The sequence below is a fragment of the Ideonella sp. WA131b genome (genome assembly GCA_023657425.1).
Classification (GTDB): Bacteria; Pseudomonadota; Gammaproteobacteria; order Burkholderiales; family Burkholderiaceae_C; genus Rubrivivax.
This window is the reverse complement of the sequence record JAGTJW010000002.1, coordinates 246,002-268,181: the sequence shown is the minus strand read 5'-3', so window position 1 is coordinate 268,181 and position 22,180 is coordinate 246,002. Positions and strand designations below refer to the sequence as shown.

Sequence of the window (22,180 nt, the reverse complement as noted above, 5' to 3'; positions counted from 1 at the left end):
GACTGCCGTGCACCAGACACCCGCCGACGCGCGCCGCGCGGCGTCGCTGATCCTGCTGCGCAACGGCGAGCCGGGCCTGGAGGTGCTGATGCTGCGCCGCGCCGAACGCCAGGGCGACCTGCGCAGCGGCGTGACGGTCTTCCCAGGCGGCGTGCTCGACCCACGCGATCACGAGGTCTACGGCCGCGTGCATGGCGCCGACGACGCAGCGCTCAGTGCGCGCATGGGCTTGCCTGCCGGCGGCATGGACTACGCCATCGCCGCGGTGCGCGAGACCTTCGAGGAGGTCGGCCTGCTGATCGCCCATGGCGCCGACGGCCATGCCGTGACACCCGCCCAGGCGCTCGCGCTTGCACCCTGGCGCGACCGGCTGCACCGCAACGAAGCCACCATGGGCATGCTCTGCGACGCCGCCAGGCTGACGATCGACTTGAGTGGCCTGGCCTATCACAGCCACTGGCTCACCCCACCGGGCAGCCCCAAGCGTTTCGATACGCGATTCTTTGTCGCCGAAGCACCGGCGGGCCAGCAGGCCGTGCCCGATCTCGCCGAGGCCGTCGACTTGATGTGGCTCACACCGGCCGAGGCCCTGTCGCCCGGGCGGGGCCTGAAGCTGCTGCCGGTGACCGCCGTGACGCTGAAGGAGCTGGCCGCCTTCGCCGATGTGGCTGCGGCGCTGGCGGCTGCGCGCGACCGCGGACCGACGCCGTGCGTGATGCCGCGCCGCGCCGTGCGCGCCGGCAAGCCGGTGGTCGTGCTGCCGCACGAGTTGCCCTACGCCGAGATCGGCCGCCTCGATCCCGAAGGGCGTGCCGATGTCTTGGCCGAACTGCTGCCGGGGCGCGTCGTGTGGCTGTCACCCAACGTGGCGCGCATCACCGCGCCCAACCCCGGGCCGATGACGGGCCCGGGCACCAACAGCTACCTGGTGGGCAGCGGCAGCCGCTGGGTGGTGATCGATCCCGGACCGGCCCACGAGGGCCACCTGCAGGCGCTGAAGGCCGCGCTGCCTGCAGCCGCGGGCGGGCGGCCGCTGGCCATTCTGGCCACCCACACGCACCGCGACCACTCGCCCGGCGCTTCACCGCTGGCCGCTGCCACTGGCGCGCCGGTGTGGGGCCGGCTCGCCGGCCACCGGATGTGGCAGGACGACAGCTTCCGCCCGGACCACGAGCCGGCCGACGGCGAGCGGCTCGATCTCGGTGACGGTCTCAGCCTTCACGCGGTGCACACGCCGGGCCATGCCAGCAACCACCTGTGCTGGTGGCTCGAGTCGGAGCGGCTGCTGTTCACCGGCGACCACCTGATGCAAGGCTCCACTGTCGTCATCAACCCGCCCGATGGCGACATGGCGGCCTACCTGGAGTCGCTGCGCACGCTGCGCCGGGCGCACGACGAGGGCACGCGCCTCTTGCACTGGCTGGCGCCGGGGCACGGTTTTCTGGTCGCGGAGCCGCCTGCGGTGATCGACGCGCTGGTGGCCCACCGCTTGCGCCGCGAGGCCAAGGTGCTGCAGGCCCTCACGGCCGCGCCGCAGCCGCTGGAGGCGCTGCTGCCGCGCGTCTACGACGACGTTCCCGCCGCGCTGCACGGCGTGGCTGCGCGCTCGCTGCTGGCGCACCTGCTCAAGCTGCAGAGCGAAGGCCGTGCCGTGGGGGCCGGAGAGGGCTGGTCAGCGGTCGGCTGAGGATCCGTCCGTGTGGCGCCAGGCGCCGTCCACCAGCACCTGATGGGGCCCGAACTTCGCCTTGTAGGCCATCTTCGGGCTCTGCGCGATCAAGTAGCCCAGGTACACGTGCGGCAAGTTCAGGATGCGCGTCTGTTCGATTTGCCACAGGATGCTGTAGGTGCCGTAGCTGGTGTGCGGCTCGGGCTCGTAGAAGGTGTAGACGGCCGAGATGCCGTCGGACAGCACGTCGAGGATGCTCACCATCTTCAGCGTCCCGGTCTGGCCGTCGCTCCCGGCCTCACGGAATTCCACGAGGCGCGAGTTGACGCGACTTTGCAGCAGGAACTGCGTGTACTGGTCGACGCTGTCCTGGTCCATGCCGCCGCCGGCATGACGTCCGGTCTGGTAGCGCAGGTAGAGCTGGTAGTGCTCGGGCACGAAGCCCAGACGCAGCACGCGTGAGACGAGGGCACCATGCTGCCGCTGCGCGCGCTTCTGGCTGCGTGTCGGCCGGAAGCGCTCCACCGGCACGCGCAAGGGCACGCAGGCGTGGCAGCCATCGCACCAGGGTCGGTAGGTGAACATGCCACTGCGCCGGAAGCCGCTGGCCACCAGGCCCGAGTAGGTCTCGGCGTGGATGAGGTGGCTGGGCGTGGCGACCTGCGAGCGCGCCTGGCGCTCGGGCAGGTAGCTGCATGGGTAGGGGGCCGTTGCATAGAACTGCAACGACCGCAGCGGCAATTCCTTCGGGTGCGTCACGCGGGGGAGGGCAGGGGCGTCACGGGCGGCTCCAGCAGCAGCGCCCAGTCGTCCGGATCATAGGTCCAGGCCGCGGGTCCCTGTTCTCTCGAGGCACGCCAGACGTGTTCCAGGAAGCGCTCGCGCGGCACCTCACGGGCGCCCAGACTGGCCAGGTGGCGGGTGTTCTGCTGGCAGTCGATCCAGGCGATGCCGCGGCGCCGACAGCCCGCCACCAGTGCGGCCAGCGCGATCTTGCTCGCGTCGGTGGCGTGCGAGAACATCGACTCGCCGTAGGCCATGCGGCCCAGCAGCACGAAGTACAGCCCGCCGACCAGCCGGCCCTGAACCCAGGTCTCCACGCTGTGCACCTGCCCCATGGCCCCCCAGGCCACGTAGGCGTCGCGCATCGCCGGCACGATCCAGGTGCCTTCCTGGCCTTCGCGCGGCGTGCCCGCGCAGGCCCCGATGACGGCGGCCAGGTCGAGGTCGACGCGGACCTCGCAGCCGGGTGTCCGCAGGAAGCGGCGAATCGTCTTCTTGAGCGAAGGTGACAGGCGGAACTCGGCCACGGGCAGCACCATGCGCGGGTCTGGGCTCCACCACAGCACCGGCTGGCCGGGGCTGTACCAGGGGAAGATGCCGGCGCGGTAGGCCTCGAGCAGCCGATCGGGCGTGACGCGGCCGCCGGCCGCCACGAGCCCCGGGGCCTCGGTGCCCGGGCCCAGCGCCAAGGAGGCGTTCGGCAGCGGCTGCCCGTCGTCGATCCAGTGCAGCAGCGACATCGGGCGTGCCGTCTGGCGTCAGCGGCCTGCCAGTTGTTGCCAGAGAAAGGCGTACTCGAGGGCCTGCATGCGCGCGCGCTGCGCGTTATCGGCGGCGCCGCCATGGCCACCCTCGGTGTTCTCCCACAACCAGACACGATGCCCTTGCTCCAGCATGCGGGCGGCCATCTTGCGGGCGTGCCCCGGGTGCACGCGGTCGTCGCGGGTGCTGGTGACGAACAGCACCGGTGGCAGCTTCAGGGAGGGCCGCACGTTGTGGTACGGGCTGTAGCGCGAGATGAAAGCCCAATGCTCGGGCCGGTCGGGATCGCCGTACTCGGCCATCCAGCTGGCGCCGGCCAGCAGGCGGTGGTAGCGGCGCATGTCCAGCAGCGGCACCTGGCTGACGACGGCGCCAAACAGTTCTGGCCTTTGCAGCATGACCGCGCCGACGAGCAGGCCGCCGTTGCTGCCGCCCTGGATGCCGAGCTGCTGCGGGCTGGTGATGCCCTCGCGCACCAGCGCCTCGGCCACGGCCATGAAGTCGTCGAAGCTCTTCTGGCGCTCCCCCAGCAGCGCGGCCTGGTGCCAGGCCGGCCCGAATTCGCCGCCGCCGCGGATGTTGGCCAGCACGTAGACGCCGCCCTGCGTCGTCCAGGCGCGGCCCACGCTGCCGCTGTACCAGGGCGTCATCGGCACCTCGAAGCCGCCGTAGCCATACAGCAGCGTGGGGTTGCGGCCGTCAGCCTTTGCACCCCGGGGCCAGATCACGAAGTAGGGCACCTGCACCCCGTCGCGGCTGATGGCAAAGCGCTGCTCGACGCGCATGCCCTCGGCGTCGTACAGACGGGGCCTCGACTTCAGCTGCTCGCGGGCGTCTTCGCCGGTGCGCAGCAGCCACAGCGCGTCGGGCTGCAGGAAGTCGGCGCTGCTCAACAGCAGGTGTTCGGCCAGAGGGTCGTCGGCCACCCTCGGATCGTGCAGAGGCACCACCGACAGCCGCCCGGGGTGCGGGGCCTGCACCTCGCGTCGGGTCCAGGGGGCGCCAGGCCGATCGGGAGGCGTCCATTCCTCCAGCCGGTTGGCGACCTTGTCCAGCACATTGAGGATCAGGCGGCTGCGTGTCGTGACGGTGTCCACCAGCGAGCGCGTGGCGCTGGGCATGAACAGCAGCGTCCAGTGCGCCTGGCCGGCCAGGTAGGCCTCGGCGTCGGCCACCAGCAACGCGCCGCGCGCGAAGCGCTGCTCACCCGGCTGCCAGTCGCTGCGCAGCTCCATCAGCACATGGCGGCGCCAGAAGCGCAGAGTGGCGTCCGGTGGCATGGGCAGCGGCACCAGGCGCTCGCCCACTTGCAGCGCCATCTCGGTGCTGTAGAAGTCGGGTGCGCGGTAGAAGACGGTGCGCTCGAATCCGGGGGTCAGGTCGACGCTGACGAAGGCGACCACGTCCTGGGCGCGGCCCTCGTAGGCTGTCTTCGCGTCGGCCAGCGGCGTGCCGCGCTGCCAGCGCTTGACGATGCGCGGGTAGCCGCTTTGGGTGAGCGAGCCCGGTCCGAAGTCGGTACCGACCCAGATGGTGTCCGCGTCGGCCCAGGCCGACAGGCTCTTGGCTTCCGGCAGGCGGAAGCCGCCCTCGGCCGGCGACACGAAGCGCTTGCCGACGAGGTCGAACTCGCGCATCACCGTCGCGTCGGCACCTCCGCGCGACAACTGCAACAGGCAGCGCCGGTAGGCGGGCCCGTGGCAGGTGGCGCCGCCCCAAACCCAGTTCTCGCTCTCGGCCCTGCCCAGGGCGTCGAGGTCGAGCACGGTCTCCCAGGCGGGCTCCCGCTTGCGGTACTCCTCGAGCGTCGTGCGGCGCCACAGGCCGCGCGGGTTGGCGGGGTCGCGCCACAGGTTGTAGACGCGGTCGCCAATGCGGCTGATGGTGGGGATGTGGTCGCGCGAGTCCAGCACCTCGAGGATGGTGCGCTCGCGCTCGGCGAATCCGGGCCGCGCCATGAGCGCGGCTTCGGTGAGGGCGTTGCGTTCGCGCACCCAGGCCAGCGCGCGCTCGCCGGTGACGTCTTCGAGCCAGAGGAAGGGGTCGTCGTCGGGGTTCATCGTCGCACCAGCGGAGCGTGGAGCAGGGTGGGCTGCCAGCGGCAGCACGAGCAGCGCCAGGATGACCAGCACGCGCACGATCGGCATCGTCAGGTCGCGGGCCAGAGGGCCTGGGGCTGCAGTTCGACCGAGCGGGTGCCGTCGGCCACCCAGACCAGGCCGTCTTGCACCGTCACCTGCAGCTGCATCGAACGCTGCGCCAGGCCGGCCAGGGCCTGGCTCTGCGCTGCGGGGAGCTGCCAGACCGCCAGGTTGGACAGTCGCGCCACCTTGCCGCGCAGCGCCGCCCACCACACCGGCACGCTGCCGGCGTAGGCGTAGACGCTGACGCGGTCGGCCCGGCCGCAGGCCTTGGCAAGGCGGCGGTCGTCGGGCTGTCCTATCTCCACCCAGCGCAGCAGGCGGCCGGAGAGGTCGTGCTGCCAGAGGTCGGGCTCGTCGACGTCGGACAAGCCACGCGCGGCCTGCAGCGCGTCGGCGCCTTCCGACGTGTCGGCCAGCAGGGCATGGGCCAGGACACGCACCATGAGCCGCTCTTCAGTCTCGGAGGGGTGCAGCGCCAGCGTCAGCGCATGCGTCGCGTAGACGTTGCGGTCCATGTCGGCCACCTGGACGGCGGCCTTGTAGACGGTGGACTTCAGCGCCATGGGGCGGCGATCGGGCGGGGCATCGGTGGGCAAACTCAAGGGCGCGGGGCACGGCGCGGCAAGGGACTGTGCCACAGCGCGTTGCGGACCCGGCGCGGCCCCGGGGTCTCTCAACGCCCTTCGACGAGGACCTTCAGGTTGGCGAGTCCGGTTTCGAAGTCCGGGCCCACCATGCGGTCGGCAAACAGCGCAAACCAGCCGTACATCGGGTTGCTTCCCATGTCACCCTGCATCACCCAGATCACTTCGGTGCCAGCGGCCGTGGGCATGAGGCGGATTTCGCCCTTGGACGTGGTGCCGAACTCGGCGAAGGCCAGGTCGTAGGCCAGGCGCCGTCCAGGCTCGGCGGCCGTGAAGCTCATGCGTCCGTCGCCCTCGGTGGCGCTGCGCCAGGCCCAGGCCGCGCCCGTCCCGCTGGACGGGCCCTCGTAGGTGATCTGCATGGCCGGATCGCGCCGGTTCCAGGCCGACCACGCCGCCCAGCGCCGCGGGTCGGCCACTTCTTCGAACACGCGCTCGGCCGGCGCAGCCATCACCAGACGACGTTCGACCACGAACTCGCGCGACAACAGCAGGCTGCCGGCCGTGAGCACGAGGCCGGCGATCGCAACCAGCGTGAACAAGGCCTTCAGCAGGGTCTTCACCATCTCGGGGTCTCCAGCGGTGCGTGGGTGGCGCCCGAGTGTCGGCGCCCCGGGCCGCGACGGCAAGGGTGGCAGAATCCGCGCCCGTCCGGACCGACCGACCCCGAGGCAGTGCCCACGATGAAGCTCACACCGTTGCTGCTGCTGCTGGCCAGCGCTGCTCTGCCCGCGTCGCAGGCAGTGGCTCAGACGTCCCCGCAACCCGCCGCCAAGCCGGCCCCCGCACGCCCGGCGGCCAGCCCGACGGCATCCGCTGGCGAGCGCACGGCCACGCTCAGTGGCGGAACCGGCGCGGCCTCGCGCCAACCCATCCTCACCCGCGATGAACTGCGCGCTTGCCTCGGCCAGGAAGAGTCGATCCGGCTGCGCATCGCCGAGCACCAGCAGGCGCGCGCGCCGCTGGATCGCGAGCGCGAGGGCATCGCCGCTCAGCAGGAGGCACTGCGCGCCGAGCGCACCCAGGTCGATGCCGCGTCCGCGCGCGTCACCGAGTTCCGTGGCCGCATGGAGGCGCACGCGGCACGTGTGGTGGCCTGGAACCGCGACATCGAGGCCTTCAATGCCCGTCCGCCCGCGGGGCCGGCCGGCGAGCGCGAACGCCTGCGCCTGAACACCGAGCGCGAGGCGCTTCAGAAGGCCCAGACGGAACTGGAAGCCGAACGCGGCAGCATCACGGCCGACAGCGAGAAGATCATCGCCGCGTTCAACGCCAAGGCTCGGCAGCTCGACGCCGCGATCGCCGACTGGAACCAGCGCAACAACGCCTGGAACCAGACCGGCGCCAAGCTCGAAGAAGAGCGCAAGGGCTGGGTCACCAGCTGTGCCGACCGACGCTACCGCGAGGACGACGAGATCGCCATCAAGGCCGGCCGGTGAGCGCCGGCAGGGTGGGGCAGCCTCTCCTGGCCGATTGGACGGCGCCGCACGGCTTGCCGCCCTTCGGCGCCATCGAGCCGGCGCATTTCGAGCCGGCGCTGATGCAGGCGATGCAGGAGCACCGCGACGAGGTGGCTGCGCTGGGCGCCCAAGCCGGCCCGGCCGACTTCGACAACACCTGTGCCGCCTTCGACCGCGCCGGCCGCCGGTTTGGTCAGCTGCAGGCGCTGTTCAGCACGCTGTGCGCTTCGGCCACGTCGGACGCCCTGCAGGCGGTGCAGCGCCGCCTGGCGGCGCCGCTGGCGGCGCTCCACAGCGCGGTCCACACCGACACCGCCTTCTTCCTGCGGCTGGATGCGCTGCACGAACGCCGCGCCACGCTGGGCCTGGACACGGAGTCGCTGCGCTTGCTGGAGCGGCAGCACCTCGACTGCGTGCGCAGCGGTGCCCGGCTGCCGCCGCCGCAGCGCCAGCGCCACACCGAGCTGATGCAGGCCCTGGCCGAACTGCACACGCGCTTCGCGCAGAACGTGCTCCGCGCCGAAGCCGACTGGCAGTTGCCGCTGCCGGATGCCGCCGCGATGGCCGGCCTGCCGCCGTTTGTGCGTGCCGCCGCGCGCCAGGCCGGGCAGGACCGCGGCCTGCCCGGTGCCCTGGTGACGCTGGCCCGCTCGCTGGTGGTGCCGTTCCTGAGCTTCAGCGAACGCGCCGACCTGCGCGAGCAGGTCTGGCGCGCCTGGGTTGGCCGCGGCGAGCAAGACGGCGCGCTGGACAACCGCCCGGTGGTGTGCGAGATCCTGCGCGTGCGCCACGAACTCGCTGGCCTGATGGGCCATGCCTGCTATGCCGACTTCGCGCTTGCCGACACCATGGCCGGCACGCGCGAGCGGGTCGAAGCCTTGCTGCAGGCCGTCTGGCAGCGCGCCGTGCCGCGCGCGCTGGCCGATCGCCGCGAGCTGGAGTCGCTGCGCGACGCCGCGCTGCCCGCGCAGGCCGGCCAGCCCCTGCGCGAATGGGACTGGCGCTTCTGGGCCGAGCGCCTGCGTCGCGAGCGCTTTGCTCTGGATGACGCCGAGATCAAGCCCTACTTCGAGCTCGGCTGCGTCGTGCAGGCGGCGTTCGCGTGTGCCGGGCGGCTGTTCGGCCTGCGGTTCGAGCGCCGCGATGACCTGCCCGTCTACCACCCCGACGTCGTCGCCTACGAGGTGCGCGCGGCCGATGGCGCGGTGCAGGGGCTGTTCCTGCAGGACAACTTCGCGCGGCCTGGCAAGCGCAGCGGCGCCTGGATGAACGCGCTGCGCTGGCAGGTCCGCAACACCGCCGACGGCCAGGCGCAGACGCCCATCATCCTGAACAACAACAACTTCGCGCGCGGCGAGGCGGGCGGTCCGACGCTGCTGTCGCTGGACGACGCCCGCACGCTGTTCCACGAGTTCGGCCATGGCCTGCACGGGCTGCTGTCTGACCTGCGCTTCCAGCGCCTGTCGGGCACCCAGGTCCTGCGCGACTTCGTCGAGCTGCCGTCGCAGCTGTTCGAGCACTGGATTGCCGAGCCCGCGGTGTTGCGCGAGCACGCCCGGCACTGGCAGACCGGCGAGCCCATGCCGGAGGCGCTGATCGCCCGGCTGCAGCGCGCGCAGCACTGCAACCAGGCCTACGAGACCGTGCGCTATACCGCCAGCGCCCTGCTCGATCTGGCGCTGCACGCCCGCAGCGAGGCCGAACCGCCGGCCGAGGTCTGCGCCTGGGAGACCGAGTTCCTGGCCCGGGCCGGGCTGCCTGCGGGCTGCGGCATCAACCACCGCCTGGTGCACTTTCAGCATCTGTTCTCGGGCAGCAGCTACGCCGCCGGCTACTACGTGTACCTGTGGGCCGAGGTGCTCGAGGCCGACGGCTGGGGTGCCTTCACCGAGGGCGCGGGCCCCTTCGACGCCGAGGTTGCGACGCGGCTGCAGCGCCACATCTACGCGGCGGGCAACGGGGTCGAGCCGAACGCGGCTTTTGCGGCCTTTCGTGGCCGCCCGCCGCGGCTGGAGCCCCTGCTCGCGCAGCGTGGCCTGCTCGGCGCGGGTGAGGAGCTTGGGCATCGGAGTTAAGCTCCGCGCCCCGCACCCAAGACCCGCCTGATCACCATGTTCGACACCGCCATCGCCGGCAGTCTGCCCAAACCCGCCTGGCTCGCGGAGACCCGCAAGCTCTGGCCGCAGTGGAAGGCCGCGGGCGACGACCTGGCGCGGGCCAAGCTCGACGCCACACTGTTGTGGATCAAGGCCCAGGAAGACGCCGGGCTTTCCGTCATTGGTGACGGCGAGATGAGCCGCCAGCACTTCGTGCACGGTTTCCTCGAGCAGGTGGATGGCATCGACCGCGTCAACAAGGTCGAGATGGGCATCCGCAATGACCGCTACAAGGCCATGGTGCCGCAGGTGGTGGCACCGCTGGCCTTGCGCGGCCGCGTGCACGCCACCGAGGCGCGCTTCCTGCGCGCGCACACCACGCGGCAGGTGAAGTTCACGCTCCCCGGGCCGATGACGATCTGCGACACCGTGGCCGACCGCTTCTATGGCGACCGCGTGAAGATGGCCTTCGCCTTTGCCGAGCTGCTCAACCAGGAGGCCCTGGCGCTCGAGGCCGACGGCGTGGACGTGATCCAGTTCGACGAGCCAGCCTTCAACGTCTACATGGACGAGGCCGCCGACTGGGGCGCGAAGGCGCTGGAGCGCGCCGCGCAGGGCCTGGGCACCTGGAGCGCGGCCCATCGGGGCCGCGCGTGCAAGACCGCCGTGCACATCTGCTACGGCTACGGCATCGAGGCCAATGTGCAGTGGAAGAAGACACTGGGCGAGGAGTGGCGCCAGTACGAGCGGGTGTTCCCGGCGCTGGCACAGAGCCGCATCGACCAGGTGAGTCTGGAGTGCTTCCACTCGCACGTGCCGCCCGACCTGATGGCCTTGCTGGCGGGCAAGGAGGTCATGGTGGGTGTGATCGACGTCGCCAGCGAAGCCATCGAGACGCCCGAGGAGGTGGCCGACACCATCGGCACCGCGTTGCGCTTCGTGCCGGCGGCCAAGCTGATCGCTTGCACCAACTGCGGCCTGGCGCCGATGGGCCGCGAGGTCGCCGAGGCCAAGCTGGCCGCCCTGGTGGCCGGCGCGCGCCTGGCCACTGAGCGCCTCGTCCGGGCCGCCGCCTGAGGCCGCGCCATGGCGGTGAAGTGGCAGCGGCTGTGGCAGCCACGCAACCCGATGTTCTGGATGATGGTCGGCTTCGACGCGCTGTCCTCGGTCTGCGGCTGGGCGCTGCGCGCGCTGCCGCTGAACACCGCCGGGCTGCTCGTGGTGGGCCTGGTGGCGCTGCTCAACGTGGGCGCCGGCCTGCTGGCCGCCTGGGTCCTGTTGCGCACCGAGCCGCCGGCCCGCTGACGCCGCCGCAGGCGCCCGCGCGCGCCGCTGGTCAGGGTGCGAGATCGAACACCAGCACCTCGGCAGCCTCGCCACCTTCCAGCACCAACGCCGGCTCGCCGTCGAGGCGCAGCGCGTCCCCGGCCTGCAGCGCGCGCTGGTTGACGCGCAGCGCGCCGCGCGCCACGTGCACGTAGGCGATGCGCGAGGGGTCAAGTGCGAGCTCGGCGTGCTCGCTGCCATCGAACAGGCCGGCACGGATGCGCGCATCGGCGTGGATCGTCACGCTGCCTTGCTCGCCATCAGGCGAGGCCACCAGCGCCAGGCGGCCCCGCTTGACCTCGGGCGCGAAGTGCTTCTGCTCGTAGCCGGGCGTCATGCCGCGCCGGCTGGGGATGATCCAGATCTGCAGAAAGTGCGTGGCCCGGTCGGGCTGGTGGTTGAACTCGCTGTGCATCACGCCCGTGCCGGCGCTCATGCGCTGCACGTCGCCGGGGCGGATGACGCCGTCGGCCTGGCCGGCAGCCGTGCCGTTGCCCATGCTGTCCTGGTGAGCCAGCGCGCCGTCGAGCACGTAGCTGACGATCTCCATGTCGCGGTGGCCGTGCGTGCCGAAGCCGGTGCCGGGCGCGATGCGGTCCTCGTTGATGACCCGCAGGTTGCCCACACCCATGTGCGCGGGGTCGAAGTAGTCGGCGAAGCTGAAGCTGTGGAAACTCTTGAGCCAGCCGTGGTCGGCGTGGCCACGGTCGGCCGAGCGGCGCAGGGTGAGCATGTCGGACCTCCGGGCCCAAAGGTGATCGATGACCGGCATGGTGCGCGCGGGCCGACGCGCGGCGGGCGAGCGGGCTTCAAGGCCGCGTTCAAATAAGATGAAGCCATGTTCGACAAGGCCCCCGGCGGCAGCGCCCGTCCCCAGCACCACCAGGCGCTTACGCCCGATGCGCTGATGATGGTGGACACCATCGCGCGCACGGGCAGCTTTGCCGCCGCGGCGCGCGAGCTCGGCAAGGTGCCCTCGGCGCTGACCTACAGCGTGCGCCAGCTCGAGGAGAGCCTGGATGCGCTGCTGTTCGATCGCAGCTCGCGCCAGGCGCAGCTCACCGACGCTGGCCGTGAGCTGCTGCACGAGGGCCGCCGGCTGCTGCAGGAGATGCAGGCCGTGGCCAGCCGCGTGCGGCGCGTGGCCGGCGGCTGGGAGACCGAGCTGTCGATCAGTGTCGAGGACATCCTGTCGCCAACGACGGTGTTCGAACTCGTCGAGGCCTTCTGCCAGGACCACGGCGATGCCGGCACGCGGCTGCGCATCCGCAGCGACGTGCTGGCCGGCACCTGGGAGGCGCTGGTCAGTGGCCAGGTCGAGCTGGCCATCGGTGTGAGCGGCGAGCACCGCAACCCCGGCAGCATCGAACTCCGCGAGCTGGGCGAGATGCCCTTCATCTACTGTGTGGCGCCGCACCACATGCTGGCTGCGGTCGCGGAGCCGTTGGACGACGCCGAGCTCGTGCACCACCGCGCCGTGGCCGTGGCCGACACCGCGCAACGCCTGGCACCGCTCACCGTGAACCTGCTGCCGGGCCAGGACGTCCTGACGGTGCCGACGATGCGCGCCAAGCTCGAGGCGCTGGTGCGCGGCCTGGGCTGCGGTTACCTGCCCGAACCGATGGCGCGGCCGCTGGTCGAGGCCGGCCGTCTGGTGCAAAAGGCCACCGTGCGCGCCAACCCGGTGGCGCGCATGCACTACGCCTGGCGCGCCGAGCGCAGCGCGCTGGGTCTGGGGCGTGCGCTGCAGTGGTGGCTCAAGCAGCTGGAGAGCGCGGCCACGCGGCGCTCGCTGATCGATCGCCACGTCTGGCGCGTGTAGCGGCCGGGTGGTGGTGAGCAGCATCCGTGCGCGCTATTGCGGCCGGTTCGCGCCCTCGCCGACCGGGCTGCTGCACGCCGGCTCGCTGGTGGCGGCGCTGGCCAGCTGGCTGGATGCACGTGTGCACGGCGGCGCCTGGCTCGTGCGCATCGAGGACGTCGACACGCCGCGCTGCGTGGCCGGTGCCGGCGAGGCCATCCTCGGCCAGCTCGCCGCCTGCGGCCTGCACCCCGACGAGCCTGTGCTGTGGCAGCACACGCGCAGCGCGGCCTACGCGGCGGCGCTGCAGTCGTTGCGCGATGCGGGCCATGCCTACGACTGCGGCTGCACGCGCGCCGACATCGACGCGGCGCTGGTCGCCGCCGGTCGCCCGCCCCTGCGCTTCGGCGAGCGTGTCTACCCCGGCACCTGCCGCAACGGGCTGCAGGGCAAGCCACCGCGCGCGGTGCGGCTGCGCGTCGACGGCGTCATGGACTGGACCGACCGGCGCCTGGGCCTGCAGACCCAGGACCTGAGGGCCGACGTCGGTGACTTGGTGCTCAAGCGCGCCGACGGCCTGTGGGCCTACCAACTCGCCGTGGTGGTGGACGATGCGGCGCAGGGCATCACCGACGTCGTTCGCGGCGAGGACCTGGCCGACAACACCGCACGCCAGATCGCGCTGCAGCGTGCGCTGGGCCTGCCGACCCCACGCTACCTCCATACGCCCCTGGTGCGGGCGGTCGACGGCCACAAGCTCAGCAAGCAGAACGGCGCCAGGCCGCTGGACCTGGCCGACCCGTCGGCCGCGCTCGCCGCCGCCGCGGCTGTGTTGGGGATGCAGCTACCGGTCTCGGGCGGCGTGGCCGAGGGGCTGGCCGCGGCCGTGACGGCCTGGGCTGGCATCATCGCGGCCCCTGACCACCGTCTCCCGGAAGGAACCCGATGAGCCTGCAGATCGAAGACACCGTCGTCGGCACCGGTGCCGAAGCCCACGCCGGGCAGCGTGTGCGCGTGCACTACACCGGCTGGCTGCATGACCCGTCGGCCGCCAACGCGCGTGGCCGCAAGTTCGACAGCAGCAAGGACCGCGGCCAGCCCTTCAGCTTCGGCCTCGGCCATGGCGAGGTGATCCGCGGCTGGGACGAGGGCGTGCAGGGCATGAAGGTCGGCGGTACACGGGTGCTCACCATCCCGCCCGAGCTGGGCTATGGCGCCCGCGGTGCCGGCGGGGTGATCCCGCCGAACGCCACCCTGGTGTTCGAGGTCGACCTCTTGGCCGTCTGACGACGGCCGCGGGGCTCAGCGCCCCGGCTTGGCCGCGCCGCCGCGCGCGAACGGCTTGCCGTAGCCCGGCTTGGGCCCGTTGCCGAAGCGCTTGGGCCCGGGCTTGACACCAAAGCCGCCCGGCTTGGCGCCGAAGCCCGGCTTGGCACGCGGCGCGGGCTCTGGCGTGCGCGGCTCCAGGCCGCTGATCGTGGCCGCCGGGATGCGCTGTGTGGTGAAGCGCTGGATGCGCTGCACCATGCCGAAGTCGCGGCGTTCGGCCAGGGTCACCGCCAGCCCCGTGCGGCCGGCCCGCCCGGTGCGGCCGATGCGGTGGACGTAGTCCTCCTCCTTCATCGGCAGGCCGTAGTTGATCACGTGGCTGATGGTCTTGACGTCGATGCCGCGCGCGGCCACGTCGGTGGCCACCAGCACGCGCAGGCGGCGGTTGCGCAGACCGTCGAGCACGCGGTTGCGTCGGCCCTGCGGCATGCCGCCGTGCAGCGCATCGACGGCGTGGCCCATGTCGGCCAGACGCAGGGCCAGCGCCTCGGCGTCGCGCTGCGTGCTCGTGAACACCAGGGCCTGGTCAACCTCGCGCGTGGTCAGGATGTGGTCGAGCAGGGCGTTCTTGTGGCGCAGGTCGTCGGCCCAATGCAGGCGCTGCTCGATGTCGGCATGCGTCTCGGTGTGCGAGGCCACCTCGATGCGGCGGGGCTGACGCAGCAGTTCCTCGGCCAGGCGGCCGGCAGGCCCCGAGAAGGTGGCGCTGAACATCACCGTCTGGCGCGGTTGCGGCAGCGCCTGGGCAACGGCATGGATGTCGTCGATGAAGCCCATGTCGAGCATGCGATCCGCTTCGTCGAGTACGAACATCCCGACGCGGCCCAGCGGCAGCTTGCCGGCGCCCAGGTGGTCGAGCAGGCGGCCGGGGGTGGCGATGAGGATGTCCAGCGGGCCCGACAACGCGCGCAACTGCGCGCCGTAGGGCACGCCGCCCACCACGGTGGCCACGCGCAGGCCGGGGATGAAGCGGCCGTAGTCGCTGGCGGCCTTGGCCACCTGAAGCGCGAGCTCGCGCGTGGGTGCGAGCACCAGCACGCTGGGGCCTTGCGGCACGAAGCGGGGGCCGCGCGGGCCGCCCTCGGGGCGCGGCATCGGCGCTGGCCGCGGTTCGCTCTCGCGAAGCGCCAGCACGCGCATCAGAGCGGGCAGCATGAAGCTGGCGGTCTTGCCGCTGCCGGTGCGGCTGGACACCATCAGATCGGTGCCGGCAAGCGCCGCGGGAATGGCCTCGGCCTGGACGGACGTGGGCTCGGTGTAGGCCGCGACCGACAAGGCGCGGACCAGGGGCTCGGCGAGCCCCAAGGTATCGAAGGACATGGAATGACCCGGGTTCGGAGGCGGGCGAGGGAGCCCGCAGACGGCATCGCCGCCAGCCCGAAGTCACCAAGAAGAGGAAGAGGGCCGAAGGAGATGAGCGAGTGCCCTGGGTTCAGGGCAGCCGGTGAGTGTAGGCGATCCCGGGTTTCTCCGGAGGCTTCTTTTTCAGGCGGCGCGGGTGATGCGCTCCTGCAGCACCTGCCACACAGGCGTCAGAGAGCCCGGCAGATCGGGCAATTCGCCGGGCATGACCCGGCTTTCGGCAGGCGAGTGGAAGTCGCTCCCGCGCGAGGCCAGCAGGCCGAACTCGCGCGCCGTGTCGGCGTACTTGACGACGTCCGCGACACCATGGCTGCCGGTGACGACCTCGATGCCGCGGCCACCGTGCCCGATGAACTCGGTGATCAGCGCGTACTCGGCCGTGGGCGAGAAGCGGTAGCGCGCCGGGTGGGCGATCACGGCCAGACCGCCCGCACCCGTGATCCAGCGCACCGCGTCACCGAGCCGCGCCCACTGCGTGGGCACGTAGCCCGGCAGACCTTCCTTCAGGTAGCGCGTGAAGACGCTGTGCGTGTTGGGGCAGACGCCGGCGTCGACGAGAAAGCGCGCGAAGTGCGTGCGCGTGATCAGATCCGGGTTGCCGGCCAGGCGCAGCGCGCCCTCGTAGGCACCCGTGATGCCCACCCGCGCCAGGCCCTCGCCCATCTCTCGCGCGCGCCGCGTGCGGCCGGCGCGGGTGGCGGCCAGGCCCTGCACCAGCGCGGCGTCGGTCTCGTCGAAGCCGAGGCCGACGATGTGCACCGTCTCGCCCGCGAAGCTGACCGAGATCTCGCAGCCGGTGAGGTGGGCGATGCCCGCCGCGTGGGCGGCGGCGCGTGCGGGCGCCTGGCCGGCGACCTCGTCGTGGTCGGTCAGCGCCCAGAGTTCCACGCCGTGCTCGGCGGCCAGCGCGGCGACGGCTTCGGGCGTGAGCGTGCCGTCGCTCACCGTGCTGTGGCTGTGCAGGTCGGCGTTGGTGAGGTGGTGCGCCATTGCCGCGCGGCCGTCAGCGCTCCAGGCGCAGCGTGCGGCCGCAGCGCGCGGCCAGACTCTCGTCGTGCGTGACAACGACGAAGGCTGTGCCGTCGCGCGCTGCCAGTTGCAGCATGAGCTCGAAGACGCCAGCGGCGGTGCCGCGGTCCAGGTTGCCGGTGGGCTCGTCGGCCAGCACGCAGGCCGGGCGCGTGACCAGCGCTCGTGCGATGGCCACGCGTTGGCGCTCGCCGCCCGACAGCTCGGCCGGGTGATGCGCCACGCGCTCGCCCAGGCCCACGTTGCCGAGCATCTCGCGCGCGGCTGCGCGCGCCGCGGCCACGCTGTCGCGGCGGATGCGCAGCGGCATCGCCACGTTGTCCAGCGCCGTGAACTCCGGCAGCAGGTGGTGGAACTGGTAGACGAAGCCCAGGTGCCGGTTGCGCCACCCACCCTGCTCGGCCGGGCTCATGCGGGTGACGTCGCGGCCCATCAGCTCCACACGGCCGCTGGAGGGGGCGTCCAGGCCGCCCAGCAGGTGCAGCAGGGTGCTCTTGCCCGAGCCGCTGGCGCCGACGATGGCCAGCGTTTCGCCACGGTCCACACGCAGGCTCAGGCCGCGCAGCACGGTGACGTCGATCGAGCCGTCGCCGCGGCCCTCGCGGAAGCGCTTGTGCAGGTCGGTGGCCAACAGCACAGGCCCGGCCGCGGGCTCACTCATACCGCAGCGCCTCCGCCGGGTTGACCCGGCTGGCGCGCCAGCTCGGGTAGATCGTCGCCACGAAGGCCAGCACCAGCGAGGTGACGAGCACCGGCACGATGTCGGAGGCCATGGGCTCGCTGGGCATGCGGCTGATCAGGTAGATGCTGCCGGGCAGGAAGGCCACCCCCAGCGCCCGCTCGATGGCCGGCACGATGACGTCGACGTTGTAGGCCACGAGCAGCCCCAGGCCGCAGCCGGCGAGCGTGCCGATGATGCCGGCCGTGGCCCCCTGCACCATGAAGATGCCCATGATCGAGCGTGGGCTCGCGCCCAGTGTGCGCAGGATGGCGATGTCGGCGCGCTTGTCCGTCACCGTCATGACCAGCGTGCTGACGAGGTTGAACGCGGCCACCGCGACGATCAGCGTCAGGATGATGCCCATCAGCCGTTTCTCGATCTGCACGGCGTCGTACCAGTTGCGGTTGATGCGCGTCCAGTCGCGCACGAAGACGTCGCCGCCCAGCCGCGCCTGCAGATCGGAGCCGGCCACGCGCGCGTCCATCACGTCGGCGAGGCGCAATTGCACGCCCATGGGTCCCTCGACGCGGAACAGGCGCGCCGCGTCGTCGATGTGGATCAGGGCCAGCGCGCTGTCGTACTCGTAGTGGCCCGCCGAGAAGGTGCCCGCCAGCGTGAACTGGCGCAACCGCGGCACGACGCCCGCCGGCGTCGTCTGGCCGCCCGGGGCGACGACCGTGATCTTGTCGCCGATGCCGGCGCCCAGCAGCCGCGCGAGCTCGACGCCGACGACGATGTTCCATTCGCCTGGCTTGAGCTGCGCCATCAGCGCGGCGCTGCCGCGGGCCAGGTCGGTGACCTTGGGTTCCTCGGCGGGGTCGATGCCGCGCACCACGGCGCCGCGCAGATCGTCGCCGCGGCCGAGCAGCGCCTGCGCCACGACAAAGGGCGCCGCGCCCACGACGCGCGGGTCTTCGGACGCCCTGGCGGCGGTGGCCTTCCAGTCCGGCAAGGCGCTGCCGGTGGCGTCCATCACCTCGACGTGCGCCACCACGCTGAGCATGCGGTCGCGCACCTCTTTCTGGAAGCCGTTCATCACGCTGAGCACGATGATCAGTGCCGCCACGCCCAGGGCGATGCCGAGCACGGAGATGGCGCTGATGAACGAGATGAACCCGTTGCGGCGGCCGCTCCGGCCGGCGCGGGTGTAGCGCCAGCCGATCTGCCACTCGAACGGGGCATGGAAAGGCCCGAGCATGGGGCGCGGATGCTACCCGAGGGGGTGCAGGGCCCGGGGCGTGGCCGCGCCGTGGCCTCCCTGGGAGCGTGGGTGGCCGCCGTCCCCGGCCCGCCGTCGGGTGGCCGGGATAATCCATGGCCGATGCACCTGATCGTCCCCTACGCCGCCCCCTTGCCCGATGCAGGCCGCGCCGCCGTGCGTGGCCTGCAGCGGCCGGTGCTGGCGGCGCTGCGCGATCGCCTGCCCGAAGCCGGGCGCGACGCGGGCGACGAGTGGACGCTGTCGCCCCCGCACGAGCGCGCCTACGCGCGGGCCCAGGGCTGGAAGGGTGCCGACGGCGCGCTGCCTTTGGCAGCGCTGGAGGCTGAACGCTGCGGCATCGACACGGGCGCGCTCGCCTGGGCGCAGCTCACCCCCGTGCACTGGCACCTGGGCACCGAACAGGTGAGCCTGGTGGACCCGGCCGCGCTCGTGCTCGACGAGGCGACGTCGCGTGCGCTGTGCGAGGCCGTGCGCCCTCTGTTCACCGGCGACGGCTGGGTGCTGGCCTGGGGCCGCCCGGATGCGTGGTTCGCCGCGCACGAGAGCCTGGGTGGCCTGCCCACCGCCAGCCTCGACCGTGTGATCGGCCGCAACGTCGACGCCTGGCTGGGCAGCGATGCCGCGGCGCGTCGGCTCCGCCGCCTTCAGGCCGAGGTGCAGATGTTGCTGCACGACCACCCCATCAACGCCGGGCGCGAACAGCGCGGGCTGCACGCCGTCAACAGTGTGTGGGTCAGCGGCTGCGGAGCTCGGCAGCCGCTGGCCGATGCCGCCGGCGTGGTGCTGCACGAGGGCTTGCGCGCGCCTGCCCTGGCTGGCGACTGGGCCGCCTGGTGCAAGGCCTGGGATGTGCTCGAGGCCGGCGGGCTGGCCGAACTGCTGACGCGCACACGGCGCGGGCAGCCGGCGCGGCTGACGCTGTGTGGGGAGCGTGGCAGCGTCACCCTTGGCGACACGTCGGCCCCGGCCTGGCAGCGCTGGCGGCAACGCTGGGGCCGCCCCTCGCTGGCCGACTGGCTCGACGCGCTGTGACCGCCCCGCTGCTGCAGCCCCGGCCGGCACCACCGCGCCTGGCCTACGCGCTCGAACAGCAGGGTGTGCACCCCCTGCTGGCGCGGTTGCTGGCGGCGCGCGGCGTGGTGTCGGCGGACGAACTCGACACCAGTCCGGCGCGGTTGCTGCCGCCGGGTTCGATGAAGGGCGCGGCCGACGCCGGCCGGCTGCTGGCCGACGCCATTGCGGCGGGTCGCCGCATCTGCGTCGTCGCCGACTACGACTGCGACGGTGCCACCGCCTGCGCCGTGGCGCTGCGCGGGCTGCGCATGCTCGGTGCCGGCGCGGTGGGCTACGTCGTGCCCGACCGCGCGGTGCATGGCTACGGCCTGACACCGGCCATCGTGGAGCTGGCGCGTCCGCAGCAGCCGGGGCTGCTGGTCACGGTGGACAACGGCATCGCCAGCGTGGAAGGCGTGGCGCACGCCAAGGCGCTGGGCATGGCCGTGCTCATCACCGACCACCACCTGCCGCGCGTGGACGACGGAGCCGTCGTGCTGCCGGCGGCCGATGTCATCGTCAACCCCAACCAGCCCGGCTGCGAGTTCGGCAGCAAGGCGATGGCCGGGGTGGGCGTGATGTTCTACGTGCTGCTGGCGGCGCGTGCCGAGCAGCGGGCCCGCGGCCTGTACGCGGCCGGGGCCGAACCACGGCTCGATGCGCTGCTGGACCTGGTGGCGCTGGGTACGGTGGCCGACGTGGTGAAGCTCGACGCCAACAACCGGCGGCTGGTCGCGCTGGGCCTGCGGCGCATCCGGGCCGGCCGCATGCAGCCGGGGGTGGCGGCCTTGTTCCGTGTGGCCGGGCGCGAGCCGGCCCGCGCCGCGGGTTTCGACTTCGGTTTCGCCTTGGGCCCGCGCGTCAACGCTGCCGGCCGGCTGGCCGACATGACGCTGGGCATCGAGTGCCTGCTCACCGACGACGCCGCGCGTGCCCAGGAGCTGGCGCAGCGGCTGGACGCCATCAACCGTGAGCGGCGCGAGGTGGAGGGCGGCATGCGCGAGCGCGCCGACGAGGCGCTGGCGCTGCTGACCGACGCCGCGCCCGCGCCGCCGCCGGCGCTGGCCCTCTTCGACGAAAGCTTCCACGAGGGGGTGGTGGGCATCGTGGCCGGCCGCGTGAAGGAGCGGCTGCACCGGCCGACCTTCGTGTTCGCGCGCGGGGCCGACGGGCGGCTCAAGGGCTCGGGACGATCGATACCGGGCTTTCACCTGCGCGACGCACTCGACCTCGTGGCCAAGCGCGACCCGGCGCTGCTGGCGCGCTTTGGCGGCCACGCCATGGCTGCAGGCTGCACCCTGGCCGATGGCGATGCCGATGCCGATGCCGCGGCCCTGGCCGTGGCGCGCTTCGGGTCGCTGCTGGAGGCCGTGGCGCGAGAGTGGCTCGACGCCGGCGCGCTCACGCGCACGCTGCGCACCGACGGCCCGCTGGACCTGCAGTGGTTCAACCCCGAGACCGTGGCTCTGCTCGACGATCAGGTGTGGGGCCAGGGTTTCGAGCCGCCCTTGTTCTGCGATACGGTGCAGGTGCTGCAGCAGCGCCTGGTGGGCGAGAAGCACCTGAAGCTGCGCCTGCGCCACGCCGGCCAGGAGCGCGATGGCATCTGGTTCAACCGCACCGAGACCCTGCCCGCCGAGGCCCGCCTGGCCTACCGCGTGAGCCTGGACGAGTGGAACGGCCGCCAGCGCGTGCAGATGGTGGTGGAAGCCGCCGAGGCCGCGACCTGAAGTCCGCGCGCCGGCAAGGGCACACGGGGCGCGGCATCCTCGCGACATGACCGAGCATCCCGCAGTCCGTATCGTGGCAGCCTTGGCGCTGGCCGCCGCGCTGACCGCCCCAGCCACCGCGCAGCCCATTCGCACCGAACCGGTGGTGCGGGGCCTTCAGGACGCCTGGGCCCTGGCCTTCCTTCCCGATGGGCGCCGCCTCGTCACCGAAAAGGGCGGCTCGCTGCGGGTGGTGTCGGCCGATGGCCGCCTGGGCGCGCCGCTGGCGGGGTAGTCGTACTTTTCGTGCAGATTGGTGCGCTTTGCTCTGAAAAACCTTTGCACGACAAGCACTTACGTTTTCGGCACTTCCGCGCGCTCCGTACTTTTCGTGCAGATTGGTGCGCTTCGGCTCCGGCGGCCCTATGAGATCCGCACCCGAGGCTTCCGCGATCTGCCCGGTCAGACCTCGTCGCTTCGGTCGCGAAACTCCAGCTTGAACTGCCAGCCCTCGAAAGCCGCCACCATGCGGCCGAGTTCGTCCCAGGAGATCTCTCGACCATCGATGACGACCATCGGTACACGATGGTCGTCGTCGGGATCGCTGTCGACAGTGCCACGCAAGATCAGGCGATCGTTCACCTGCAGGCCGTGGTCGGTGTCCTCAATGTGGGTGAGAGCCAGGGCCCGGCGCATCTTGCCAATGAGCTTGCCTAGCAACTCCAGAGGGTCGTCATCTGGCTCCCCGATCACCTGAAACTCATACCCGGCCGGGCTGCCGTCGCGCAGCTCGAACGCGTCGATCGCCATGCCGGGCCCGAACAGCCTGGTGCGAAACCGGAACTCGTGCTCGGCGCCGCGCCCGTCGACCATGCGCACGGGTTCGAAGACCACGTGCTCGAACCCCTGCAGACCGAGGCGGCTGGCGGCCGCCTCGTTGAAGCATCGGCCGCAGAGCTGCCGGTAGCCGCCCTCCATCGACCCGTAGTTCACGACATCGTGGGCGGGCGTGGGCTGACGGCAGGCGTCGCAGGTGATTGGCTGCACCGGTAGTGCGGTGTGCGTGTGGG

General features: G+C 72.1%; 21 protein-coding genes and 1 pseudogene. 11 read left to right on the top strand and 11 right to left on the bottom strand.

The window, feature by feature from the left end; genetic code table 11:
• The first annotated feature begins 7 nt into the window (after window positions 1-7).
• Window positions 8-1,687: pseudogene (locus tag KA711_11295) on the top strand (MBL fold metallo-hydrolase).
• On the opposite strand, the gene KA711_11290 reads toward KA711_11295, so the two are convergent.
• The 5 genes from KA711_11290 to KA711_11270 form a co-directional block, all read right to left on the bottom strand.
• Window positions 1,673-2,428 carry an arginyltransferase gene (locus KA711_11290; protein MCM0609555.1) on the bottom strand — a complete coding sequence of 252 codons (756 nt, stop codon included), beginning with the start codon at window positions 2,426-2,428 and terminating at the stop codon, window positions 1,673-1,675. The pseudogene KA711_11295 and the gene KA711_11290 sit on opposite strands and share 15 nt — an antisense overlap.
• Window positions 2,425-3,192 carry a leucyl/phenylalanyl-tRNA--protein transferase gene (aat, locus tag KA711_11285; GenBank protein ID MCM0609554.1) on the bottom strand — a complete coding sequence of 256 codons (768 nt, stop codon included), beginning with the start codon at window positions 3,190-3,192 and terminating at the stop codon, window positions 2,425-2,427. Before aat ends, KA711_11290 begins: the two co-directional genes overlap by 4 nt.
• 18 nt (window positions 3,193-3,210) lie before the next feature.
• A complete protein-coding gene (locus tag KA711_11280) occupies window positions 3,211-5,274 on the bottom strand; it encodes a S9 family peptidase (protein ID MCM0609553.1) in 2,064 nt (687 codons plus the stop codon).
• A gap of 89 nt (window positions 5,275-5,363) precedes the next feature.
• Window positions 5,364-5,921 (bottom strand): YaeQ family protein, encoded by a 558-nt coding sequence (locus KA711_11275; GenBank protein ID MCM0609552.1) that lies wholly within the window; start codon window positions 5,919-5,921, stop codon window positions 5,364-5,366.
• Between the two features lie 110 nt (window positions 5,922-6,031).
• Window positions 6,032-6,568 (bottom strand): SRPBCC family protein, encoded by a 537-nt coding sequence (locus tag KA711_11270; GenBank protein MCM0609551.1) that lies wholly within the window; start codon window positions 6,566-6,568, stop codon window positions 6,032-6,034.
• Window positions 6,569-6,685: 117 nt separating this feature from the next.
• Between KA711_11270 and KA711_11265 the strand changes: the two genes are divergently transcribed.
• From KA711_11265 to KA711_11250, 4 genes are all read left to right on the top strand, one after another.
• Window positions 6,686-7,441, top strand: a complete 756-nt coding sequence (locus KA711_11265; GenBank protein ID MCM0609550.1) for a hypothetical protein — start codon at window positions 6,686-6,688, stop codon at window positions 7,439-7,441.
• Between the two features lie 101 nt (window positions 7,442-7,542).
• On the top strand, window positions 7,543-9,537 hold the full coding sequence (locus KA711_11260; GenBank protein ID MCM0609549.1) for a M3 family metallopeptidase: 1,995 nt from the start codon (window positions 7,543-7,545) through the stop codon (window positions 9,535-9,537).
• A 36-nt stretch (window positions 9,538-9,573) separates the two neighbouring features.
• Window positions 9,574-10,635 (top strand): methionine synthase, encoded by a 1,062-nt coding sequence (locus tag KA711_11255; protein ID MCM0609548.1) that lies wholly within the window; start codon window positions 9,574-9,576, stop codon window positions 10,633-10,635.
• A 9-nt stretch (window positions 10,636-10,644) separates the two neighbouring features.
• Window positions 10,645-10,863 (top strand): hypothetical protein, encoded by a 219-nt coding sequence (locus tag KA711_11250; protein ID MCM0609547.1) that lies wholly within the window; start codon window positions 10,645-10,647, stop codon window positions 10,861-10,863.
• Between the two features lie 31 nt (window positions 10,864-10,894).
• Here KA711_11250 and KA711_11245 read toward each other — a convergent pair whose 3' ends face one another.
• Window positions 10,895-11,617: a pirin family protein gene (locus KA711_11245; GenBank protein ID MCM0609546.1), complete on the bottom strand. Its 723-nt coding sequence runs from the start codon at window positions 11,615-11,617 to the stop codon at window positions 10,895-10,897.
• 105 nt (window positions 11,618-11,722) lie between these two features.
• Between KA711_11245 and KA711_11240 the strand changes: the two genes are divergently transcribed.
• From KA711_11240 to KA711_11230, 3 genes are read left to right on the top strand one after another with little or no spacing between them, the layout of a single operon-like run.
• Window positions 11,723-12,706 carry a LysR family transcriptional regulator gene (locus KA711_11240; protein ID MCM0609545.1) on the top strand — a complete coding sequence of 328 codons (984 nt, stop codon included), beginning with the start codon at window positions 11,723-11,725 and terminating at the stop codon, window positions 12,704-12,706.
• 22 nt (window positions 12,707-12,728) lie between these two features.
• On the top strand, window positions 12,729-13,634 hold the full coding sequence (gluQRS, locus tag KA711_11235) for a tRNA glutamyl-Q(34) synthetase GluQRS (GenBank protein ID MCM0609544.1): 906 nt from the start codon (window positions 12,729-12,731) through the stop codon (window positions 13,632-13,634).
• Window positions 13,631-13,972 carry an FKBP-type peptidyl-prolyl cis-trans isomerase gene (locus KA711_11230; protein MCM0609543.1) on the top strand — a complete coding sequence of 114 codons (342 nt, stop codon included), beginning with the start codon at window positions 13,631-13,633 and terminating at the stop codon, window positions 13,970-13,972. The genes gluQRS and KA711_11230 overlap by 4 nt, the downstream gene beginning before the upstream one ends.
• A gap of 15 nt (window positions 13,973-13,987) precedes the next feature.
• Here KA711_11230 and KA711_11225 read toward each other — a convergent pair whose 3' ends face one another.
• From KA711_11225 to KA711_11210, 4 genes are all read right to left on the bottom strand, one after another.
• Window positions 13,988-15,334, bottom strand: coding sequence for a DEAD/DEAH box helicase (locus tag KA711_11225; protein ID MCM0609542.1), 1,347 nt, complete (start codon window positions 15,332-15,334; stop codon window positions 13,988-13,990).
• A 165-nt stretch (window positions 15,335-15,499) separates the two neighbouring features.
• Entirely contained in the window at window positions 15,500-16,366 is an 867-nt protein-coding gene (locus KA711_11220) for a PHP domain-containing protein (GenBank protein ID MCM0609541.1), read from the bottom strand.
• A gap of 13 nt (window positions 16,367-16,379) precedes the next feature.
• Window positions 16,380-17,066, bottom strand: a complete 687-nt coding sequence (locus KA711_11215) for an ATP-binding cassette domain-containing protein (GenBank protein ID MCM0609540.1) — start codon at window positions 17,064-17,066, stop codon at window positions 16,380-16,382.
• Window positions 17,059-18,324, bottom strand: a complete 1,266-nt coding sequence (locus KA711_11210; GenBank protein ID MCM0609539.1) for a lipoprotein-releasing ABC transporter permease subunit — start codon at window positions 18,322-18,324, stop codon at window positions 17,059-17,061. Before KA711_11210 ends, KA711_11215 begins: the two co-directional genes overlap by 8 nt.
• A 123-nt stretch (window positions 18,325-18,447) precedes the next feature.
• Here KA711_11210 and KA711_11205 point away from each other — a divergent pair, with 123 nt between their 5' ends.
• The 3 genes from KA711_11205 to KA711_11195 are packed head-to-tail and all read left to right on the top strand — an operon-like array spanning window position 18,448 to window position 21,405.
• Window positions 18,448-19,380, top strand: a complete 933-nt coding sequence (locus KA711_11205; protein ID MCM0609538.1) for a hypothetical protein — start codon at window positions 18,448-18,450, stop codon at window positions 19,378-19,380.
• 8 nt (window positions 19,381-19,388) lie between these two features.
• The gene (locus KA711_11200; GenBank protein ID MCM0609537.1) at window positions 19,389-21,131 is read left to right on the top strand and encodes a DHH family phosphoesterase; all 1,743 of its coding nucleotides are present in this window, start codon (window positions 19,389-19,391) and stop codon (window positions 21,129-21,131) included.
• A 46-nt stretch (window positions 21,132-21,177) separates the two neighbouring features.
• The gene (locus KA711_11195; GenBank protein MCM0609536.1) at window positions 21,178-21,405 is read left to right on the top strand and encodes a PQQ-dependent sugar dehydrogenase; all 228 of its coding nucleotides are present in this window, start codon (window positions 21,178-21,180) and stop codon (window positions 21,403-21,405) included.
• Between the two features lie 167 nt (window positions 21,406-21,572).
• On the opposite strand, the gene KA711_11190 is transcribed toward KA711_11195, so the two are convergent.
• On the bottom strand, window positions 21,573-22,157 hold the full coding sequence (locus tag KA711_11190; protein MCM0609535.1) for a hypothetical protein: 585 nt from the start codon (window positions 22,155-22,157) through the stop codon (window positions 21,573-21,575).
• Window positions 22,158-22,180 lie beyond the last annotated feature (23 nt).

Excerpts from the sequence above, each read along its gene's own strand:
- KA711_11280 (MCM0609553.1), bottom strand. The coding sequence starts at position 5,274 with ATGAACCCCGACGACGACCCCTTCCTCTGGCTCGAAGACGTCACCGGC.
- KA711_11220 (MCM0609541.1), bottom strand. The coding sequence starts at position 16,366 with ATGGCGCACCACCTCACCAACGCCGACCTGCACAGCCACAGCACGGTG.
- KA711_11230 (MCM0609543.1), top strand. The coding sequence starts at position 13,631 with ATGAGCCTGCAGATCGAAGACACCGTCGTCGGCACCGGTGCCGAAGCC.
- KA711_11210 (MCM0609539.1), bottom strand. The coding sequence starts at position 18,324 with ATGCTCGGGCCTTTCCATGCCCCGTTCGAGTGGCAGATCGGCTGGCGC.
- KA711_11270 (MCM0609551.1), bottom strand. The coding sequence starts at position 6,568 with ATGGTGAAGACCCTGCTGAAGGCCTTGTTCACGCTGGTTGCGATCGCC.
- KA711_11240 (MCM0609545.1), top strand. The coding sequence starts at position 11,723 with ATGTTCGACAAGGCCCCCGGCGGCAGCGCCCGTCCCCAGCACCACCAG.
- KA711_11245 (MCM0609546.1), bottom strand. The coding sequence starts at position 11,617 with ATGCTCACCCTGCGCCGCTCGGCCGACCGTGGCCACGCCGACCACGGC.
- KA711_11205 (MCM0609538.1), top strand. The coding sequence starts at position 18,448 with ATGCACCTGATCGTCCCCTACGCCGCCCCCTTGCCCGATGCAGGCCGC.
- aat (MCM0609554.1), bottom strand. The coding sequence starts at position 3,192 with ATGTCGCTGCTGCACTGGATCGACGACGGGCAGCCGCTGCCGAACGCC.
- KA711_11195 (MCM0609536.1), top strand. The coding sequence starts at position 21,178 with ATGACCGAGCATCCCGCAGTCCGTATCGTGGCAGCCTTGGCGCTGGCC.
- KA711_11260 (MCM0609549.1), top strand. The coding sequence starts at position 7,543 with ATGCAGGCGATGCAGGAGCACCGCGACGAGGTGGCTGCGCTGGGCGCC.
- KA711_11225 (MCM0609542.1), bottom strand. The coding sequence starts at position 15,334 with ATGTCCTTCGATACCTTGGGGCTCGCCGAGCCCCTGGTCCGCGCCTTG.
- KA711_11275 (MCM0609552.1), bottom strand. The coding sequence starts at position 5,921 with ATGGCGCTGAAGTCCACCGTCTACAAGGCCGCCGTCCAGGTGGCCGAC.
- KA711_11265 (MCM0609550.1), top strand. The coding sequence starts at position 6,686 with ATGAAGCTCACACCGTTGCTGCTGCTGCTGGCCAGCGCTGCTCTGCCC.
- KA711_11255 (MCM0609548.1), top strand. The coding sequence starts at position 9,574 with ATGTTCGACACCGCCATCGCCGGCAGTCTGCCCAAACCCGCCTGGCTC.
- KA711_11215 (MCM0609540.1), bottom strand. The coding sequence starts at position 17,066 with ATGAGTGAGCCCGCGGCCGGGCCTGTGCTGTTGGCCACCGACCTGCAC.
- KA711_11250 (MCM0609547.1), top strand. The coding sequence starts at position 10,645 with ATGGCGGTGAAGTGGCAGCGGCTGTGGCAGCCACGCAACCCGATGTTC.